Raw genomic sequence first — 18,240 nt, forward strand, 5'->3', positions numbered from 1 at the left:
GCCGTGAGCCCTGTCGCAAGTCCGATTTCCGCCCGCCAATCCGTCTCGATCCGGCAGGAGGACTTCATCCAGTCCGTTGCCGATGCCTTGCAGTACATCTCGTACTATCACCCGGTCGATTACATCAAGAGCCTCGCCGCCGCCTACGAGCGCGAAGAGAGCGTCGCCGCGAAGGGTGCGATCGCGCAGATCCTGATCAACTCGCGCATGTGCGCCGAAGGCCACCGGCCGATCTGCCAGGACACCGGCATCGTCACCGTGTTCCTGGAAATCGGCATGGACGTGCGCTGGGACGACGCCACCATGGGCGTGGAAGACATGGTTCACGAAGGCGTGCGCCGCGCCTACCAGCACCCCGACAACAAGCTGCGCGCCTCGGTGCTGGCCGATCCGGCCGGCAAGCGCATCAACACGAAGGACAACACGCCTGGCGTGGTCAACGTCAAGGTCGTGCCCGGCAATACGGTTGATGTGATCGTAGCGGCCAAGGGTGGTGGCTCTGAGGCGAAGGCCAAGTTCGCGATGCTCAATCCGTCCGATTCAGTTGCCGAATGGGTGCTCAGGACCGTACCGACCATGGGCGCCGGCTGGTGCCCGCCGGGCATGCTCGGCATCGGCATCGGTGGCACCGCCGAGAAGGCGATGTTGCTGGCGAAGGAATCGCTGATGGAGCCGATCGACATTACCGAGCTGAAGGCCCGCGGCCCGTCCAACCGCGCCGAAGAGTTGCGCATCGAACTGTTCGACGCGGTCAATGCGCTGGGCATCGGCGCACAGGGATTGGGTGGGCTGACCACGGTGCTCGACGTCAAGGTCAAGGATTACCCGACCCACGCCGCCAACCTGCCGGTGGCGTTGATTCCCAACTGCGCGGCCACGCGGCATGCGCACTTCACCCTGGATGGCAGCGGCCCGGTACAACTGGACCCGCCATCGCTGGAAGACTGGCCCGAGCTGACCTACGACGCTTCCAATGGCCGGCGCGTCGACCTCGATACCGTGACCCCGGCAGACGTCGCCAGCTGGCAGCCGGGTGAGACGATCCTGCTCAACGGCAAGTTGCTTACCGGCCGCGACGCCGCGCACAAGCGCATCGTAGGCATGCTCGACAAGGGCGAGCCGCTGCCGGTCGATTTCAAGGGCCGCTTCATTTATTACGTGGGCCCGGTTGACCCGGTGCGAGACGAAGTCGTCGGCCCTGCCGGCCCGACCACGGCGACCCGGATGGACAAGTTCACCGAGCAGGTGCTGAGCCAGACTGGCTTGCTGGGCATGGTCGGCAAGGCAGAACGCGGTCCGGTTGCGATCGAGGCGATCAAGAAGCACAAGTCGGTTTACCTGATGGCGGTCGGCGGCGCCGCGTATCTGGTGTCCAAGGCGATCAAGGCCTCACGCGTGGTGGCTTTCGAGGATCTGGGCATGGAGGCAATCTACGAGTTCACCGTGCGCGATATGCCGGTGACGGTGGCGGTCGACAGCAGCGGCGAGTCGGTCCACCAGACCGGCCCGCGCACGTGGCAGGCGCGCATCGGCAAGATCCCCGTGCTGGTCGAGCCCGCCTGATCCCGTAGGGTGTATTGGGCGGCACGCCGTAATGCACCATGGCCGCCCTACAACAGCTCCACCAGCGCCTTCATTTTCTTCCGCGTGCCCGGCAGGGCCAGGTAGGCCGTTGCCAGCTTCTCCAGCGCGGCGATGTTGACCGCGCTGGTGTCATCCAGGTCATCCAGGCCGGCCAACAGTTCCGCCTGCATCCTGAAGTAACTGTCGCCAACCAGCTGTCGGGTGATGTAATCCACCGACTCGGCGTTGCCGTCGAACAACACGTCGATGATCGGTACGGCCCACTCCAGCGCGCCCCATTCCCGGGCGGACTCCAGGCTGATGGGCCGGGTGCGCTCCCCGGTGCCGATCGACAGTACGACCAGGTCGCCGCATTGGTGGGCATCGCGGTCGCGTCGCAACGCTTCGGCAATCGCGCACATCGTCGGGTTGTTGGCAACGACACCGCCGTCGATCAGCGAGCAGGTCTTGCCTTCTATTTTCATCGGATGCGCGGGGAAATAGGTGGGGGCGGCGGTGGTTGCGCGGCAGACTTCCCAGACCAGCAAGTCCCGGTGGCTGGGCTTGAAACTCTTGAAGATCACCGGTTTGCGCGAGATGGTGTCGTAGCTGGGGATCACAGTCGGCAGCTTGAGTTGGCCCAGCGTGGTCTTGCCAAAGACCTTCTTCAGTATCTTCTCCAGCCCCTTGCCGTCGTACTTGGGTGCCGACGGTCCGGCGCTGAACAAGCGTCCCGCGCGTGACCACAGGCGGTCGGCCATCCCCGGGAAGATCTCGTCGCGCTGGGCGCGGTAAACCTCGGCCATGGTGTCGGGGCTCAGGCCGATGCCGAGTCCGCAGGCCACCAAAGCGCCGGTGGAGCTGCCGGCGACCAGGTCGAAGCTGTCAAGCAGCCCGGGCTTTCCTGCCCGTGCGAGGGTGTCCTCCACGCCGCCAAGCCAGGTGCAGCTGACCAGGCCGCGGATGCCGCCGCCGTCGAAGGACAGGATTCGTTTGGCCTGCATCAGAACCACTCCAGCAGCGAGATGCCCAACCCGATCTGGGTGGATCGATGGTCATAGTCAATCAGGCTTTCGCCATAGCCGTCGAATATCTGCAGATGGCCCCGCAGCGTGCGAGTCAACGGAAAGCCCCAGTCGAACCGCACCGCGCCGTGGGATCGATCGCCGCTGCGCATGGAGTGTCGCGCCATCAGCGCGAACTCATGGCCGCCGCGGGTGTGCACCAGGGTTACGTCGCCGCGCCCGACGTAGTCCTCGATGTTCGGGTTTTCGTCCTCACTGCCGTCGGATATCCGCCACCACGGGCGCACCATCAGGGCCCAGTTTTCCCGGTCCAGGCCGAAATTCATTACCACCCGGTTCCAGCTGCGCGACAGGGGGTCGGCGCGACCGTTGGACTGGTGGTTGATGCCGATACCGAGCATCCGGCCGCGCCAGTGCTCGCCCAGTCCGTAGTTGTTGCGGAACACCAGCATCACTTCCGGCTCGTAATTGGACTCGCGGAAGGGGCGCGAGTTGTCGCCTTCGTAGACCTGCCAGTGCGAGACCTGGGTGTAGGCCATCCAGATATCGCCGTTATCGCCAAACAGGTTTTCGACCGCCTTGGTCTTGAAGCTGATCTGGAATTTGGTTTCCACGTCCTTCAGTGATAACGGCTGTGCCGGCATCGCCGGGTTGGAGCTGGCGGGGAGTTCGTTTGGATGGCTGCTCCACACGGCGGGCAAGAGGTAGACGGGCTTGTAGGCACGCAGGTTGAAGACGCCCAGCTTGGAGTCGCGTGCCAGCTCCCAGCGGCTGTCCAGCAAACCGCCCTTGCCGGCGTTGGCGATGCTTGCATCCAGCGGGTCGGGCAGGCCGTTCTCGGCGCGGAACAGGTCACTCAGCCCCTGCCGCAGGCGTTCGCGCCGGGGCAGGTCCGCGCGCCGGCTGCGCTGCTGTGCTGCGGTGGCATCCTTGAGTTGCTGCGCCTGACGGGCCTGCGCGTCGGCGACGGAAGGGCCATCCGCGTGACGCCCAACGGCGGCGTCGTAGCAAGCCAGGCGCTCCACATCGATATTGAGCGCCGCGCAGGCCTCCGGGGTTGCCGGAGCGTCGGGTGACAGCAGGTCCTGCGCCAGTGTCGGACTGGAGATCAAGCCGATGAACAATCCGAGCGAGCAACAGCCTGGCAGCAGCGCCCGCATCACAGTTGCGACTTGATTGGCAACAAGACCCGCTCGGCAATTTTTTCCGTCCACGGCCGTTCCTGCCAGGTTTGGTAGGTGTAGCGCTTGCTCGACTCCAGGTCCCGCTCGAACACCCGGGTCATCCGTTCCGCAAATTCATGGTCATAGATGTTCAGGCTCGCTTCGTCGTTGAGCTGGAACGAGCGGATATCGAAGTTGGTGGAGCCGACCGAGACCAGCTCCTGGTCGACGACCAGCAGCTTGGTGTGGATCATCGTGGGTTGGTATTCGTGGATTTCGACGCCCGCGTCCAGCAACGGCCCCCAGGTGGACTTGGACGCCAGTCGTACGGCGTTCGCATCGATATGCGGGCCCGGCACCAGGATCCGGATTCGCACGCCGCGTTCGCGCGCCGCCACCAGCGCGCTGATGATCAACGAGTCTGGCACGAAGTACGACGCGGTCAGGTCGATCGATTGCTCGGACGCGGCGATCGCCATCAAGTACATCAGATGCATGCTTTCGCTGCCCCCGGACGGAGAGGCGGTGAGCATATGTGCGTCGATATCTCCCACAGGCGGCAGTGCGGGGAAATACTTCGGGCCGTTCAATACCTCGCCGGTGCTCTTGATCCAGTTGTCGTTGAACGCCGCCTGTATTTGCCCCACCACCGGGCCTTCCACCCGGAAGTGCATGTCACGCCAGTGATCGGGGTCCTGCGCGTGGCCCTGCCACGGATCCGCAATACCGACGCCGCCAGTGAACCCGATCTTGCCATCGACCACCAACAGCTTGCGGTGGGTGCGGTTGTTCATCCGGCTCAGGTTGTACCAATGCAAGGGCCGGTAACGCTCCAGCCGAACGCCTGCGTCGCGCATCCGGTCCAGCAACTGCTGGTCCATCTTCAGGCTGCCGACCCAGTCAATGGTGACGTGCACCGGGATGCCTGCCCGTGCACGCTCTGACAGCGCCTCGGTGAACTCTTTGCCAATCGCTCCGGACCAGTAGATGTAGGTCTCAAAGGTGATGGAAACCTGCGCGCTGCGGATTGCCTCCAGCATCGACGGAAAGATTTCGTCACCGTTGTTGAGGGCTGTGACCTGGTTTCCCGACAACACCGATGGACCCAGCATCACCGACATTTCCCGACGGAATTGCGGGTCGCTGATTGCGTAGCGATGCTCGATCTTGCGATCGAGTTGCTTGGTCGGGGTGGCGAAGTTGAGCCCGATGATCACAGCCAAGGCAGTGATCAGCACGGTGGCAAGGATGATCCAGGTCATGCGTTGGCGACTCCATCGTGGCATTGATGCTCCCCACACCCCATCCGAAGGTGCCTACTTTGCCCGTTCATGGTCAAAGTTGGTGTGAACGTGGCATGGGTCCCAGAGGGTCAAATAAACCATGCAAAGGCGAAGATTCCCATCATCGCGAACGCCAGCCCAACCTTGAGCACGGTGCCGACCAGGATGCCCAGCCAGGTACCGAAACCGACCCGGGCCGCCTGGCGGACCTGTCTGCCGTGGATCAACTCGCCGACCAGGGCGCCAATAAACGGACCCGCCAGTAGACCGATGATGCCGAAGAACAAGCCCACGAGGGTGCCAACTACCGCGCCCACCAAGGCCAGTCGGCTCGCGCCGACCCGCTTTGCACCCATCGCAGTGGCGAGCAGGTCGACGGCGATCGACAGCACGGTCAGCACCCCCAACACGACCACCACCCACCATCCCACCTGTTCGAAATTGCCGGCCCAGGCCGCCAGCAGCATGCCTGCGAACATCAACGGCACCCCTGGCAGGGCAGGCAATACCGTGCCGGCCAGGCCCACCAGGACCAGTAACGCGGCGATGAGGTAGTAGATATTCACCAGATCCATGCCAAGTCCCCACCAGTTTTACTGGATACGTTATTGCGTTTTCACACTGTACGGGTTAGTTTCAGGCCGCTGTTTGTCAGGGTCACCGTGAATCTTGGCTCGATGCGCTGATCCCATGATCGCTTCATCGTTGTACCTCGCTTCCTCCTTGCAACCAGCACCGTGCAACCGCGCTGTTGTCAATCAAATGTTCCAAGGAGCAAGTTAATGTCCAACCGTGAAACCGGAACCGTCAAGTGGTTCAACGATGCCAAGGGTTTTGGCTTTATCAGCCGTGAAAATGGCGAAGATGTGTTCGTCCATTTCCGTGCCATCCAGTCCGAGGGCTTCAAGAGCCTGCAGGAAGGCCAGCAGGTCTCGTTCGTCGTGACCCAGGGTCAGAAGGGTTTGCAGGCTGACGAAGTCCAGGCCGTATAAGACGCGAACCCCGGCACCCGCCGGGATTCGGCTGTCGCAATAGAACAGGCGGTCCGCAGTTGCGGGCCGCCTGTTTTTTTACGGGAACGTTTTTGTTGGAATGTGGCACTTGGGGCGCAGCAGCGCGCGCAGCTGTCGGACAGCGCGTATCAGCGCGCCCAGGCCCGCCCGTTGTATACGCGCACGTACGAGCCTTGGCGGATGCCGCCCAGGTCATCCTGGCTGACGACGGTGGTGCGGCCGTTGTCCATGCGCACATGGACGTTGTAGCTCTCCCCGCCGACCCGGTTCTGGATGGCGTTGCCTGCCACCGCGCCCGCCACCGCGCCCGCAACGGTAGCGGTGTTGCGACGACCCTTGCTCTCGTCATCGGCCAGCTCGCGGCCCGCAGCCGCACCTACCAGGCCACCCAGGACCGCACCGGTGGCATTGGGCACATTGCTGTTGTTGCCGACCTGCTCGATACGGACCACGGTGCCGCAGTCCTGGCAATTGGCGCTGTTGTTGCCGTAGTTCGGCGACGGTGAGCCGTAGTTGTTGCCGTAACCCGGGGTGGCGCAACCGGCCAGGGCAAGACTGGCAGCGGCGGCCACACCGAACAACTTGAGGTTCTGGATATTCATGCGGATCTCCTGCGAGGGTGGGGCTTCACCGGACGATGAACCCGGTTGCGTCCTCAACCTATGCGCTGGATCGTGAACATCCGGTCAACCGCGAAAATCCTGATGACAGGCTTTGCACGACTCACCGATGCTCTTGGTGACCTTGGCCAGGCCTTCGCAGTTGAGCGGGGGACTGGCAAGAGCCGAATCCAGCGTCGCACGCAGGTCGCCCGCGTGTTCGACGAAACGCCTGTCGTCGCGCAAGCCGGGAAAGGCAGGTTCCAGGTCATTGGCGACCGTCCGCAGTGCCTGCAGGTGCGGCAGGCTGTCAGTCGCGGCGCAGCGATTGGCCTTGACGCTTCCGCCCAGCTGTGCGGCATGGGCCTGCATCAGATGCATCGCCGCATGTGGGAAGTGATCCTGCCAACCCTTCCGGCTCTCGATCGCGCGCAAGGCCATGACCGTTGCGAGCACGCCGATGACCAAGCCCAGCAGTAACAGAAAAATATACTTTGACCCATTGGTGGTCTTGGGCGTGGGGGTGGTCATGGTCGCGCTCCTGTGAATTTCGCCGAACGATAGCATGCGTGTCGTCGGTCCCGTGCTCGGTGGCACTTACAATGCACGGATGAATACTGCTTCGCTGGACCCGGCTTTGCTGGAACGTTTTGGCGGGATCGACCGCCTGTATGGTGCCGGGGCGCTGGCGCGGTTCGCGGGCAGCCGGGTTGCCGTGATTGGCATGGGCGGGGTTGGCTCGTGGGTAGTGGAGGCGCTGGCGCGCAGCGGGGTCGGGCACCTGACCCTGGTCGATGCCGATGATATCTGCGTGTCCAACAGCAACCGCCAATTGCCCGCCCATGCCGGGCAGTTTGGCAAGGCCAAGGTCGAGGCGATGGCGGAGCGGTGCAGGGCGATCAATCCGTTGCTGGAGGTGGACCCGGTCGCGGACTTCCTGGTCGCCGGCAACATGGCCCAATTGCTGGAGCGCCGGTTTGACCTGGTGCTGGATGCCTGCGACAGCTTCCGCAGCAAAGTCGAGTTGATTGCATGGTGTCGACGTCGCAAGTTGCCATTGGTGGTGTGTGGCTCGGCAGGCGGGCGGGTCGATCCGACCCTGGTGCGGGTGCGGGACCTGTCACGTACCGAGCACGACGCGATGTTGGCGCTGGTCCGTAAAAAATTGCGGAGCGAGTTCAATTTCCCCAAGAGCCTGCAGCGCTATTTCGGAGTACCGGCGGTGTACTCGCTGGAGAACGTGAGGTATCCGCAAGCCGATGGCAGCGTCTGCGGCTTGCGTCCGCCGGTCGCTGGGGACGCGGCGCTCAAGCTTGACTGTGGCGCCGGTCTGGGCGCCGCCACGCATGTCACCGGCGCGTTTGCGTTTGTCATGGTGGGCAAGGCGCTGGAACTGCTGTTGAAGCCGCCGCGGGTGCTTCCACCTGCCTAGGTCGGTTTCCGGGTGAGTGGCAGTCGGAACAATCGTTCGGCATTCGCTGTCGTTGCTGCGGCCACCTCTGCTGGCGCGACGCCGCGCAAGTCGGCAATGGTCTGCAGTACATGGATCAGGCGGGCCGGCTCGTTGCGCTTGCCGCGATGGGTGGCGTCGGGCTGGTCGGGAGCGTCGGTTTCCAGCAGCAACCACTCCAGCGGCATGGTGGCGGCCAGTTTGCGCAGCCGGTTGGCGCGCGGGTAGGTGACCGGGCCACCAAGGCCGAGCAAAAAGCCTTGCTCCCACAGGTTTTCGGCCTGCTGCTGGCTGCCTGAAAAGCTGTGGACGACGCCGCGCAAACCACCGATTGCACGGATCGCCATCGTTACCGCATCCAGCGCCTTGCGGGCGTGGACGATGACCGGCAGATCGAACTCACGAGCCAGTGTGAGTTGGGCCTGGAAGCAGGTCGCCTGGAGGTCACGGTCAAGTCCGTCGACGAAGTAGTCCAGCCCGCACTCGCCGACCGCTACCGGGCTCTCGCGCTCGATCCACTGGCGCAGTTCGTTCAGGTGCCTGGGGTGATACGAAGCCAGGAACATCGGATGCAGTCCATAAGCCGGGTGCAGCCGGTCATCGGCCTCGCATACGGCGCGCAGTTTCGGCCAATCGGCGGCGGTGACCGCAGGCACGATCTGTCGGGTGACACCGGCCTGGATGGCGCGCGCGATCACCGCGGCGCGGTCGACATCGAACTCCGCCGCGTCAAGGTGGCAATGACTGTCGATCAGCACGTCGGACCGTTACCGGTCGCGGTCGCGGGGTGTCGGGGGCTGAATGGTGTCCTTACGGCTTTTCCAGTTGGCGAGCAGCAAGGTGCCCAGCCCCAGGACGATCTCATCGATGAACGGAAATGGATCGGGTACCAAGACAGTGATTACGAACAAGGCCGCGGTCAGCTTGAACAGCGTCGGGTAGCGCAGCTTTCGCGCCCAGCTGAGTAGTGGCAGGAGCAAAGGATTGGCCATGACCATCTCGCGAGTCGGACAACCGGGAAACTAGCACGCGCAGATGGGGCCGGCTTCACGGTTTGGCGGTTGTCGTCTCGTCTGGCGGCCTCTGTTCAGCATCAAAGTGCTCAGATACCGGCATATGTAACAGCGGACTGCACCGCTTCACGAAGGAGAGCGACGAATGAACAAGAACATGCTTGCCGTGGCGGTTGCCGCCCTGCTGGTTGGTGGCGTGGCCGTCGCCGCCTACAACAGCTTCAGCGGCACCGATGCCAGCGAATCGGCGCAGCTGGTGACCAATGGCGACGGGTTGACTGCCAATCTGTCGGGGGACGTCGACACCGCCGGTGCGATCAAGCCCAGTGGCAACCTGGAATATGCCGACGTGGTCAACGTCGAGCCGGTCCTGAAGAAGCAGGAATTGTTTGCCAGCGTGATCGGCACCGATCCGATTCGCGAGACCAGCACCACTTCGTCCCCGCGTCAGGTGTGCGAGGACGTCGTCGTGCAGGAACGTGCGCCCGAGCGCGATGGCAACGTTGGCGGAACAGTCGCCGGTGCTGTGCTCGGCGGTGTGTTGGGTAACCAGGTGGGCGGAGGCAACGGCAAGAAGCTCGCGACTGCGGCCGGCGCCGTCGCCGGTGGTTTCGTCGGCAACCGGGTCGATCGCAACCATGTGGGTGGCCGGGTGACCCAGCGTGTCGACACCCAGTGCCGCACCGTCTCCGACACGTCCAAGTCCACCAAGGTCATTGGCTACAACGTGACCTATCGCAATCCCGACGGCACCACCGGCACGATGCGCACGGGCAGCAAGCCCGGCGAGAAGATCTCGCTGGGCAGCGAGGACCAGGTGGTCGCCTACGACGTGACCTATAGCTACCAGGGACAGGACCAGACCGTGCGTCTGGACGACGAGCCCGGCAAGCGCTTGCCGGTGATCGATGGCCAGGTAGTCACCCAGACGGCCTCGGCGAACACTGGCGCCGATCGCGGCTGATTTCACAAACGCGATTTACAAGCGCGACAGGCAACAACCCGAAGGGGCCGGAATTTCCGGCCCCTTTTTGTTTTGCCGCGGATTGCTTAGTTGCGATGTTCCGGGTGCTTTCCTTCGGGACGCCTGCTTACAATGGGAGCTTTCCAAGTACGAGTTCACCATGGCCCTGAATCCCTACGACCTGTACGACACCCGTTCCCTGCTGACCGAAGAGGAGCGCGCCGTGCAGGACACGGTGGCGCGGTTCACCGACGAGCGGGTGCTGCCGATCATCGGCGACGCGTTCGACGACGGCCGCTTCCCGAAGGAGCTGGTGCCGGAAATCGCCGAGCTCGGCCTGCTGGGCGCGACCCTGCCGGAGCAGTACGGCGGCGGTGGCCTGAACTCGGTCAGCTACGGCCTGATCTGCCAGGAGCTGGAGCGCGGCGACAGCGGCATCCGCAGCTTCGTCTCGGTGCAGTCCTCGCTGTGCATGTACCCGATCTTTGCTTACGGGACCGAGGAGCAGAAGCAGCGCTGGCTGCCCGACATGGCCGCCGGCAAGGTCATCGGTTGTTTCGGCCTGACCGAAGCGCATGGCGGCTCCGACCCGGGCAACATGAAGACCCACGCCAAGAAGGACGGCGGCGACTGGGTGCTCAACGGCTCCAAGATGTGGATCACCAACGGCAACCTGGCGGATATCGCGATCGTCTGGGCGCAGACCGACGACGGAATCCAGGGCTTCGTGGTCGAGAAGGGCATGGCCGGTTTTGCCGCCCAGGAGATCAAGCACAAGATGAGCCTGCGCGCGTCGGTGACCAGCTCGCTGTTCTTCGACAACGTGCGCGTGCCCGAGGCCAACCGCTTGCCGAACGTGAAAGGCCTGCGCGGTCCGCTGGGCTGCCTGACCCAGGCCCGTTACGGGATCACCTGGGGTCCGATCGGCGCGGCGATCGCGTGCCTGGACGAGGCGCTGAACTACTCCAGGGAACGCATCCTGTTCGACCGCCCGGTGGCGGCGACGCAATCGGCCCAGCTGAAGCTGGCTGACATGGCGCGCCGGATCACCATGGCGCAGTTGCTGGTCGTGCAGTTGGGCCGGCTGAAGGACGCCGGCACCATGGCGCCGACCCAGGTCTCGCTGGCCAAGTGGAACAACTGCCGGATGGCGATCGACATCGCGCGCCAATGCCGCGACCTGCTGGGTGCGGCGGGGATCACCACCGAGCATTGCGCGATCCGCCACGCACTGAACCTGGAGTCGGTGATCACCTACGAGGGCACCGAGACCGTGCACCAGCTGGTACTTGGCCGCGAGCTGACCGGCATCAACGCGTTCTAGGAACCCGATACCCCATGACCGTTCACCTCGGACCTACGCTTGAAACCGAACGCCTGATCCTGCGGCCACCGCAACGTCCGGATTTCGACGGCTTCGCGGAGTTGATCGGCGACGAGGAGGCGGCCCGCTACATCGGTGGCGCCCTGCTGCGTGCCGCCGCTTGGCGCAAGTTCCTGCAGATGCCCGGAGCGTGGGCGATGCAGGGTTTTGCCATGTTTTCGGTCATCGACAAGACCAGCGGCGAGTGGCTTGGCCAGACCGGTCCGTGGCAGCCCGAAGGTTGGCCGGGGACCGAGGTGGGCTGGTCGTTCAAACGCTCATCGTGGGGGCATGGTTATGCGCACGAGGCGGCCATTGCGACGATCGACTGGGCGTTCGATCACCTGCAATGGTCCGAGGTGATCCATTCGATCGATCCGGACAACCGCGCTTCGCAAGCACTGGCGGCGCGCCTGGGATCGACCAATCGCGGGCCGGGCCGGTTGCCGCCGCCGTTGGAGGACCATCCGATCGAGATATGGGGGCAGAGCCGTGAGCAATGGCAAGCGCGGCGCGTTAAGCCCCCCTCCTGAGTCAAATCGCCGTCACTGCCGCGAGGTCCGGTGCCTTTCCCCCATTTGAAGCCTTGCTTGACGGTGAGGCGGAGCCTGTCGATGTCAACATTGTCCAACCCCGTCCCCGCGCGCATGAGGGGTCTCAATCGCGCCGAGATCTGTGATGTCAATTTCACCGAGTTCGTGCGCGACTGGGACGGCGCGGTCGACGCGCCACCGGCGCCGCATGAGCCGGTCGTCGAAGGCAGCGCGCTGGACGCACATGGCTTCATCGAACTGTTCGAGTCGCAGCTGGTCAGCCGCCACCTCGACCTGATGGCGCGCGTGTTGCGGGTGCAGAACAAGGTCTTCTACACCATCGGCTCGTCCGGCCATGAAGGCAATGCGATGGTGGCCCGGGCGACCCGGCATACCGATCCGGCGTTCCTGCATTACCGCAGCGGCGGCTTCATGGCCGAGCGCTTCCGCAAGCTGCCGGGCAGCGATGGCCGACCGCGCGACCCGACGATGGATTCGGCGTTGAGCTTTGCCGCCAGCAAGGACGATCCCGCCAGCGGCGGCCGCCACAAGGTCTGGGGCAGCAAGCCGCTGTGGGTGCTGCCACAGACCTCGACCATCGCCTCCCACCTGCCCAAGGCGCTGGGTACTGCGATAGCGATCGAGGCCGGCAGACGGCTCGGCCACAATCTGCCGATCCCCGACGACAGCATCGCGATCTGCTCGTTTGGCGACGCCTCCAGCAACCATGCCACCGCCCAGACCGCGTTCAACGCCGCAGCATGGACGGCGTACCAGAAGCTGCCCGCGCCGGTGCTGTTCGTCTGCGAGGACAACGGCATCGGGATCTCGGTGAAAACCCCGAATGGCTGGATCGCGCAGAACTTCTCGCAGCGGCCGAACCTGGATTATTTCACTGCCGACGGGCTGGACCTGGCGACCGGCTATGCCGACGTCCAACGTGCCGTCGAGCATTGCCGCCGCACCCGCCGGCCGACCTTCCTGCACCTGCGCACGACCCGGATCATGGGTCATGCCGGTACCGACTTCGAGATCGAATGGCGTTCGCTGGAGGAATTGTGTGCCGTCGAAGCGACCGACCCGCTGCTGCGCTCGGCCGCGATCGCACTGGAATCGGGTCTGATGTCGAAAGACGAGGTGTTGGCGCTGTACGAGGCGACCCGTAAGCGCTGCTTCGCCGCCGCCGAGGAAGCCGATCGCCGGCCCAAGCTCGACAACCTCGCCGACGTCATCGCGCCGCTCGCTCCGTATACGCCAGCCGCGGTCAAGGCCGAAGCAGAGCGCGCCGACTTCGGCCAGCGCCGACTGGAGGTGTTCGGCGAGGAGTCGAAACTGCCGGAGAACCAGCCGCCGCGTCACCTCGCGATCCAGATCAACCACGCGTTGCACGACACCTTCGCGAAGTATCCCGAGGCGCTGCTGTTCGGCGAGGATGTGGCCCAGAAGGGCGGCGTCTATACGGTGACCAAGGGGCTGCAGAAGGCGTTCGGCGCGCGCCGGGTATTCAACACGCTGCTCGACGAGACGATGATCCTCGGCATGGCCCAGGGGTTTGCGAATGTCGGCATGCTGCCGATCCCGGAAATCCAGTACCTGGCGTACTTCCACAACGCCTGCGACCAGCTCCGAGGCGAGGCCGCAAGCCTGCAGTTCTTCAGCAACAACCAGTACGCCAACCCGATGGTGGTGCGTATCGCCGGACTGGGTTACCAGCGCGGTTTTGGCGGCCATTTCCACAATGACAACTCGATCACCGCGTTGCGCGACATCCCCGGCCTGGTCGTGGGCTGTCCATCGCGTGGCGACGATGCGGTGACCATGTTGCGCACCTTGACGGCATTGGCGAAGGTCGATGGGCGGGTAAGCGTGTTCCTGGAGCCGATTGCGTTGTACATGGCCAAGGACCTGCAGGAGCCGGGCGATGGCGGCTGGTTGACCGCCTATCCCGCCCCGGGTGAGGCGATGGCCTTGGGCGAGGGCAGGGTGTACGACGCCGGTCACGACGACCTGGTGATCTTCACCTACGGCAACGGCGTGCCGATGAGCCTGCGCGCCGCGCGCGCGATCGAGCAGAAACATGGCTGGAAGACGCGAGTGGTCGACCTGCGCTGGCTGGTGCCGCTCAATGACGGATTCATCGTCGATCACGCACGTGATGCGAAACGAATCATCGTGGTCGACGAAGGGCGTCGCAGTGCCGGCGTCGGCGAGGGCGTGATCACGGCGATTGCCGAGGGTGGACTGGGAGCCATTCCGTTCCGACGCGTGGTCGGCGTCGACACCTACACCCCGTTGGCCGGCGCGGCGTTCCTGGTGATCCCGGGTGAGGAGGACATCGTTGCGGCGGCGGACCAGTTGGGTGACACGAAAGCCTGACGACCGCACTTTGCTCGTCGCGGAGTAACCTCAGCGAGCAAGGCCGTCCATCAGGATGCCTTCGCGCGCAGTGGTGCCGTCCACGCTCAATCTCGCCGCTTCGCTCCCGCGCTCCAGCGGCAGCACGGCGAGGCTGACATGCCGCCCGCCATGGGTGGCAGCGGCCGCAATGCGACCCAATACGGTAGTGATGCCGTCTGCGGCAGTGCTGGTCACGTCACTGCCAGGTGCGGTCGCAGCAGTGGCCTCCAGCAGCGCCAATCCACGCTTTGCCTTGCCGAGAAAGTGCGTGCGCGCGACGATCTCCTGGCCCGGGTAGCAGCCCTTCTTGACGCTGAACCCGGACAAGCGCTCCAGCGACAGCTGTTGCGGCGTCCATTGTTCTGCCTGTGATTCCGGCAGCCGTGGCAAGCCGTGCTCGAGATCGGCCAGTCGCCAGCGGGCAGCCCCGTCAGGGTTTGCGGACGCGCCGCCGGCAGCCGATGCCACCGCGGCAATGCGCAAACGGCGCGGGCCGCCTTCGGCGCCCATGTCGAACTCGACCGAGCCATCGGCAGCAACATCGGCCACGTTCCCGCTCGCCGCTTTTGCCGCTGAAAAACATCCGCTGATCTGCAAATCGTCGCGCACGCTGATCGTGACCTTGCTGCGGAACAGGAACCCGCGCAAGCGCTCGGCCAGCGCACCGGGGTCGGCATCGGGCAATAGCAGCCACAATGTCTCGTCATCCAGTTTAATCAACGCGAACAGCGCGATCACGCGACCCTTCGGCGTCAGCCAGCCGTTCCACTGCCACTGCCCTACCGCCAGCGCGTCAAGGTCATTCATGAATTGGGCCTGGGCAAACCCGATGGCATCCCGCCCGTGGAGCATGACCACGCGGTGCCCGGACAACGTGAAGCAGGCGTCATCGTCGTATTGCGACTTGTCAGACAAGGGGCCGAGTCCTAAGATTGGGGTCTGTGATGATAGGCCAAACCACTTCCGAGACCGATTCCGAGGCGTCGCCCGGGACACCCGCACCGCGGACCCCCGAGACGACAGCTACGCCATTGGCACCGGTCGAACACGGCGGTCGCAGCGGACCCGACCCCACCCGCTATGGTGACTGGGAGAAGAACGGCCGCTGTATCGATTTTTGATCATCACCGTAACGAGTTCTGCTCCACCATCATTTGAGTCTTCGGGCGTGCCCGAAGGCCTGAAATTCCTGCCACGCGGCCACGCCGCCCAGCCCAGAGAGCGCCGTTGCCATGGCCAGCCGCCCACGCCCGATATCACCGCACATCCAGGTCTACAGCTGGCAAGTCCAGATGGTGACCTCGATCCTGCACCGCGCCACCGGCATCGTATTGGCGCTGGGCAGCCTGCTGTTCGCCTGGGGGCTGGTGGCCATCGCCGCCGGTCCGGCGCAATGGGCTGATTTCAGTGCCTGCGCACGATCCGGCCTCGGATTCGTCGTGTTGTTCGGCTGGAGCTGGGCCTTGTCCTATCACCTGGTCAACGGCATCCGGCATCTGCTTCAGGACGCCGGGTGGGGATTCCAGATCAGCACTTTCATCCGTAACAGCTGGACCACCATCATCGTCAGCCTGGTGCTGACGGCGTTGATCTGGTTCGCAGCGATGCAGCAGTGGGGTGGCGCATGAGTAACAGCAATCCGCAGGTGGACCTGCGCAACCCGCTCAAGCGTGCCCGCGGTTGGGGCTCGGCAAAAAGCGGGACCCACCATTTCATCATCCAGCGGATCACAGCGGTCGCCTTGATCTTCCTGTCGATCTGGGCGGTTGTGCTGTTGCTGTCATTGATCGGTGGTGACTACACCAGCGTTCGTGCGGCCGTCGCCGATCCGGTCAACGCCGTGCTGCTTGCTTCCTTCCTGATCGCCTCGTTCTGGCACGCCAAATTGGGCATGCAGGTCGTCATCGAGGATTACGTACACACGCCGTGGATTGCGGTCACCCTGCAACTGACGGTCATCTTCATATGCGTCCTCGCGGCACTAGCCAGCGTGTTCGCTGTCATTCGCATCACGCTCGGGGGCTGACGTGCCGGCTTACAAGATCCAGGAACACAAGTTCGACATGATCGTGGTGGGTGCCGGTGGCGCCGGACTGCGCGCGACCTTCGGTTTGGCCCAGAAGGGCCTGAAGACCGCCTGCATCACCAAGGTTTTCCCGACCCGCTCGCATACCGTGGCCGCCCAGGGCGGCATTGCCGCGGCGCTGGGCAACATGGGCGAAGACGACTGGCGGTACCACTTCTACGACACCGTCAAAGGGTCGGATTGGCTGGGTGACCAGGACGCGATCGAGTACATGTGCCGCGAGGCGATTCCGGCGGTCGTGGAGCTGGAGCACCAGGGCGTGCCGTTCTCGCGCACTGCCGAGGGCAAGATCTACCAACGTCCGTTTGGCGGCATGACCACCAAATACGGTGAAGGCCCCGCCGCCCAGCGCACCTGCGCCGCCGCCGACCGCACCGGCCACGCGATCCTGCACACGCTGTACCAGCAATCGCTGGCCCATCACGCCGAATTCTTCATCGAGTACTTCGCGCTTGATCTGATCATGGATGCCGATGGCACCTGTCGCGGCGTGCTTGCGCTCGACATGGCGGAAGGCACGCTGCACCTGTTCCGCGGTCAGGGCACGGTGCTGGCCACTGGTGGCTACGGCCGCGCGTATTTTTCGGCAACCTCGGCCCATACCTGCACCGGCGACGGTGGCGGCATGGCGTTGCGTGCCGGTCTGGGCTTGCAGGACATGGAGTTCGTGCAGTTCCATCCGACCGGTATCTACGGCGCCGGCTGCCTGATCACCGAGGGCGTCCGGGGCGAGGGCGGGATCCTGCGCAATGCCACCGGCGAGCGCTTCATGGAGCGCTACGCACCCACCGCCAAGGACCTGGCCTCGCGTGACGTGGTCAGCCGTGCGATGACGATGGAGATCCGCGGTGGGCGCGGCGTCGGCGAGCACAAGGATCACCTGCTGCTCGATCTGACCCACCTTGGGCCGGAAGTGATCCACGAGAAGCTGCCGGGCATCGCAGAGTCGGCGCGCATCTTCGCCAACGTCGATGTCGAGAAACAGCCGATCCCGGTGATCCCGACTGTCCACTACAACATGGGCGGCGTACCGACCAACTATCGCGGGCAGGTCGTCCAGTTGAAGGATGGCGATCCCGATTCGGTCGTTCCCGGGCTGTACGCCATTGGCGAAGCGGGTTGCGTGTCGGTTCACGGCGCAAACCGCCTGGGTTCCAATTCGTTGCTCGACCTGGTGGTATTTGGTCGCGCCGTGGCCAACCACTGCGCCGAGACCATTACTCCCGGGGCAAGTCATGCAGACCTGCCTGGCGATGCCTGCGAAGCACCGTTGGCGCGTCTGGACAAACTGCGCAATGCCAACGGCGGCACCCCGACCGCGATTATCCGCGACCAGATGCAGCGCGCGATGCAGGCCGATGCCGCGGTGTTCCGCACCGAAGAGACCCTGGCCGAGGGCGTCCAGCGCATTCGCGAGATCCGGGCCTCTTTCGACGACGTCAAGGTCAGCGACCGTTCGCTGGTCTGGAATTCAGACCTGGTGGAGACGTTCGAATTGGCCAACCTGCTGGACCAGGCGCTGGCAACGATCGTGTGTGCCGAGAACCGCACCGAATCGCGCGGTGGTCATGCACGTGACGACTTCCCCGAGCGTGACGACGTCAACTGGCACAAGCATTCGTTGTGCTGGGTCGATGAAAACGGCAATACCAAGATCGATTACCGCCCCGTGCACATGTACACGCTGACCGACGATGTGGAAGTGGTTCCACCGGCCAAGCGCGTGTATTGATTGACGCCGTCGCCGCAAGGCAAGACGTCAAACGTTCGAGGTGGTCTGGTTTTCCC

General features: G+C 64.1%; 20 protein-coding genes. 11 read left to right on the forward strand and 9 right to left on the reverse strand.

The features are described 5' to 3' along the window. Positions 1 to 24 precede the first annotated feature (24 nt). The gene (locus ACW7G6_RS02335; RefSeq protein WP_456997705.1) at positions 25 to 1,563 is read left to right on the forward strand and encodes a fumarate hydratase; all 1,539 of its coding nucleotides are present in this window, start codon (positions 25 to 27) and stop codon (positions 1,561 to 1,563) included. Positions 1,564 to 1,610: 47 nt separating this feature from the next. Here ACW7G6_RS02335 and ACW7G6_RS02340 read toward each other — a convergent pair whose 3' ends face one another. The 4 genes from ACW7G6_RS02340 to ACW7G6_RS02355 form a co-directional block, all read right to left on the reverse strand. Continuing rightward, on the reverse strand, positions 1,611 to 2,567 hold the full coding sequence (locus ACW7G6_RS02340) for a patatin-like phospholipase family protein (RefSeq protein WP_456997489.1): 957 nt from the start codon (positions 2,565 to 2,567) through the stop codon (positions 1,611 to 1,613). Beyond that, complete coding sequence (locus tag ACW7G6_RS02345) at positions 2,567 to 3,748, reverse strand: phospholipase A (RefSeq protein WP_456997490.1); 1,182 nt, start codon at positions 3,746 to 3,748, stop codon at positions 2,567 to 2,569. The genes ACW7G6_RS02340 and ACW7G6_RS02345 overlap by 1 nt, the downstream gene beginning before the upstream one ends. Next, the gene (locus tag ACW7G6_RS02350; protein ID WP_456997491.1) at positions 3,748 to 5,013 is read right to left on the reverse strand and encodes a phospholipase D-like domain-containing protein; all 1,266 of its coding nucleotides are present in this window, start codon (positions 5,011 to 5,013) and stop codon (positions 3,748 to 3,750) included. Before ACW7G6_RS02350 ends, ACW7G6_RS02345 begins: the two co-directional genes overlap by 1 nt. A gap of 110 nt (positions 5,014 to 5,123) precedes the next feature. Continuing rightward, positions 5,124 to 5,609: a DUF456 domain-containing protein gene (locus tag ACW7G6_RS02355; RefSeq protein WP_456979291.1), complete on the reverse strand. Its 486-nt coding sequence runs from the start codon at positions 5,607 to 5,609 to the stop codon at positions 5,124 to 5,126. 207 nt (positions 5,610 to 5,816) lie between these two features. Here ACW7G6_RS02355 and ACW7G6_RS02360 point away from each other — a divergent pair, with 207 nt between their 5' ends. Then, positions 5,817 to 6,026 (forward strand): cold-shock protein, encoded by a 210-nt coding sequence (locus ACW7G6_RS02360; protein WP_036193815.1) that lies wholly within the window; start codon positions 5,817 to 5,819, stop codon positions 6,024 to 6,026. 149 nt (positions 6,027 to 6,175) lie between these two features. Here the strand turns inward: ACW7G6_RS02360 and ACW7G6_RS02365 are convergent, their stop codons facing one another. Together ACW7G6_RS02365 and ACW7G6_RS02370 are read right to left on the reverse strand one after the other, a co-directional pair. Further along, positions 6,176 to 6,649, reverse strand: a complete 474-nt coding sequence (locus ACW7G6_RS02365; RefSeq protein WP_456979292.1) for a glycine zipper 2TM domain-containing protein — start codon at positions 6,647 to 6,649, stop codon at positions 6,176 to 6,178. A gap of 84 nt (positions 6,650 to 6,733) precedes the next feature. Beyond that, positions 6,734 to 7,177, reverse strand: coding sequence for a hypothetical protein (locus ACW7G6_RS02370; protein ID WP_456997492.1), 444 nt, complete (start codon positions 7,175 to 7,177; stop codon positions 6,734 to 6,736). A 79-nt stretch (positions 7,178 to 7,256) separates the two neighbouring features. Here ACW7G6_RS02370 and ACW7G6_RS02375 point away from each other — a divergent pair, with 79 nt between their 5' ends. Continuing rightward, on the forward strand, positions 7,257 to 8,078 hold the full coding sequence (locus tag ACW7G6_RS02375; RefSeq protein WP_456979294.1) for a tRNA threonylcarbamoyladenosine dehydratase: 822 nt from the start codon (positions 7,257 to 7,259) through the stop codon (positions 8,076 to 8,078). Here ACW7G6_RS02375 and ACW7G6_RS02380 read toward each other — a convergent pair. Together ACW7G6_RS02380 and ACW7G6_RS02385 are read right to left on the reverse strand one after the other, a co-directional pair. Then, positions 8,075 to 8,854, reverse strand: coding sequence for a TatD family hydrolase (locus tag ACW7G6_RS02380; RefSeq protein ID WP_456979295.1), 780 nt, complete (start codon positions 8,852 to 8,854; stop codon positions 8,075 to 8,077). The two genes, ACW7G6_RS02375 and ACW7G6_RS02380, sit on opposite strands and share 4 nt — an antisense overlap. 9 nt (positions 8,855 to 8,863) lie before the next feature. After that, entirely contained in the window at positions 8,864 to 9,088 is a 225-nt protein-coding gene (locus ACW7G6_RS02385; protein WP_456979296.1) for a DUF6116 family protein, read from the reverse strand. Between the two features lie 166 nt (positions 9,089 to 9,254). On the opposite strand from ACW7G6_RS02385, the gene ACW7G6_RS02390 reads away from it, so the two are divergent. The 4 genes from ACW7G6_RS02390 to ACW7G6_RS02405 all read left to right on the forward strand — a co-directional run bounded on the left by ACW7G6_RS02390 (position 9,255) and on the right by ACW7G6_RS02405 (position 14,345). Beyond that, the gene (locus tag ACW7G6_RS02390) at positions 9,255 to 10,073 is read left to right on the forward strand and encodes a glycine zipper 2TM domain-containing protein (protein ID WP_456979297.1); all 819 of its coding nucleotides are present in this window, start codon (positions 9,255 to 9,257) and stop codon (positions 10,071 to 10,073) included. 160 nt (positions 10,074 to 10,233) lie between these two features. Then, entirely contained in the window at positions 10,234 to 11,397 is a 1,164-nt protein-coding gene (locus ACW7G6_RS02395; protein WP_456997493.1) for an acyl-CoA dehydrogenase family protein, read from the forward strand. A 14-nt stretch (positions 11,398 to 11,411) separates the two neighbouring features. After that, a complete protein-coding gene (locus ACW7G6_RS02400; protein WP_456979299.1) occupies positions 11,412 to 11,969 on the forward strand; it encodes a GNAT family N-acetyltransferase in 558 nt (185 codons plus the stop codon). An 81-nt stretch (positions 11,970 to 12,050) separates the two neighbouring features. After that, positions 12,051 to 14,345, forward strand: a complete 2,295-nt coding sequence (locus ACW7G6_RS02405) for a thiamine pyrophosphate-dependent enzyme (RefSeq protein ID WP_456997494.1) — start codon at positions 12,051 to 12,053, stop codon at positions 14,343 to 14,345. A 30-nt stretch (positions 14,346 to 14,375) separates the two neighbouring features. Here the strand turns inward: ACW7G6_RS02405 and ygfZ are convergent, their stop codons facing one another. Then, positions 14,376 to 15,218, reverse strand: a complete 843-nt coding sequence (gene ygfZ, locus ACW7G6_RS02410) for a CAF17-like 4Fe-4S cluster assembly/insertion protein YgfZ (protein ID WP_456997706.1) — start codon at positions 15,216 to 15,218, stop codon at positions 14,376 to 14,378. A gap of 92 nt (positions 15,219 to 15,310) precedes the next feature. Between ygfZ and ACW7G6_RS02415 the strand changes: the two genes are divergently transcribed. The 4 genes from ACW7G6_RS02415 (at position 15,311) to sdhA (ending at position 18,184) form a co-directional block, all read left to right on the forward strand. Beyond that, positions 15,311 to 15,487, forward strand: coding sequence for a DUF1674 domain-containing protein (locus ACW7G6_RS02415; RefSeq protein WP_456979301.1), 177 nt, complete (start codon positions 15,311 to 15,313; stop codon positions 15,485 to 15,487). A 111-nt stretch (positions 15,488 to 15,598) separates the two neighbouring features. Next, a complete protein-coding gene (gene sdhC, locus ACW7G6_RS02420; protein ID WP_456979302.1) occupies positions 15,599 to 15,994 on the forward strand; it encodes a succinate dehydrogenase, cytochrome b556 subunit in 396 nt (131 codons plus the stop codon). Continuing rightward, entirely contained in the window at positions 15,991 to 16,392 is a 402-nt protein-coding gene (gene sdhD / locus ACW7G6_RS02425) for a succinate dehydrogenase, hydrophobic membrane anchor protein (RefSeq protein ID WP_456979303.1), read from the forward strand. Before sdhC ends, sdhD begins: the two co-directional genes overlap by 4 nt. A gap of 1 nt (position 16,393) precedes the next feature. Further along, positions 16,394 to 18,184: a succinate dehydrogenase flavoprotein subunit gene (gene sdhA, locus ACW7G6_RS02430; protein ID WP_456979304.1), complete on the forward strand. Its 1,791-nt coding sequence runs from the start codon at positions 16,394 to 16,396 to the stop codon at positions 18,182 to 18,184. The last annotated feature ends 56 nt before the right edge of the window (positions 18,185 to 18,240 follow it).

The sequence above is a fragment of the Lysobacter sp. A421 genome (genome assembly GCF_054052145.1).

Coding starts and splice junctions, on each gene's coding strand:
- ACW7G6_RS02385 (WP_456979296.1), bottom strand. CDS start 9,088: ATGGCCAATCCTTTGCTCCTGCCACTACTCAGCTGGGCGCGAAAGCTG.
- ygfZ (WP_456997706.1), bottom strand. CDS start 15,218: ATGCTCCACGGGCGGGATGCCATCGGGTTTGCCCAGGCCCAATTCATG.
- ACW7G6_RS02370 (WP_456997492.1), bottom strand. CDS start 7,177: ATGACCACCCCCACGCCCAAGACCACCAATGGGTCAAAGTATATTTTT.
- ACW7G6_RS02365 (WP_456979292.1), bottom strand. CDS start 6,649: ATGAATATCCAGAACCTCAAGTTGTTCGGTGTGGCCGCCGCTGCCAGT.
- sdhC (WP_456979302.1), top strand. CDS start 15,599: ATGGCCAGCCGCCCACGCCCGATATCACCGCACATCCAGGTCTACAGC.
- ACW7G6_RS02345 (WP_456997490.1), bottom strand. CDS start 3,748: ATGCGGGCGCTGCTGCCAGGCTGTTGCTCGCTCGGATTGTTCATCGGC.
- sdhD (WP_456979303.1), top strand. CDS start 15,991: ATGAGTAACAGCAATCCGCAGGTGGACCTGCGCAACCCGCTCAAGCGT.
- ACW7G6_RS02400 (WP_456979299.1), top strand. CDS start 11,412: ATGACCGTTCACCTCGGACCTACGCTTGAAACCGAACGCCTGATCCTG.
- ACW7G6_RS02390 (WP_456979297.1), top strand. CDS start 9,255: ATGAACAAGAACATGCTTGCCGTGGCGGTTGCCGCCCTGCTGGTTGGT.
- ACW7G6_RS02350 (WP_456997491.1), bottom strand. CDS start 5,013: ATGACCTGGATCATCCTTGCCACCGTGCTGATCACTGCCTTGGCTGTG.
- ACW7G6_RS02375 (WP_456979294.1), top strand. CDS start 7,257: ATGAATACTGCTTCGCTGGACCCGGCTTTGCTGGAACGTTTTGGCGGG.
- ACW7G6_RS02405 (WP_456997494.1), top strand. CDS start 12,051: ATGTCAACATTGTCCAACCCCGTCCCCGCGCGCATGAGGGGTCTCAAT.
- ACW7G6_RS02415 (WP_456979301.1), top strand. CDS start 15,311: ATGATAGGCCAAACCACTTCCGAGACCGATTCCGAGGCGTCGCCCGGG.
- ACW7G6_RS02360 (WP_036193815.1), top strand. CDS start 5,817: ATGTCCAACCGTGAAACCGGAACCGTCAAGTGGTTCAACGATGCCAAG.
- ACW7G6_RS02340 (WP_456997489.1), bottom strand. CDS start 2,567: ATGCAGGCCAAACGAATCCTGTCCTTCGACGGCGGCGGCATCCGCGGC.
- ACW7G6_RS02395 (WP_456997493.1), top strand. CDS start 10,234: ATGGCCCTGAATCCCTACGACCTGTACGACACCCGTTCCCTGCTGACC.
- ACW7G6_RS02355 (WP_456979291.1), bottom strand. CDS start 5,609: ATGGATCTGGTGAATATCTACTACCTCATCGCCGCGTTACTGGTCCTG.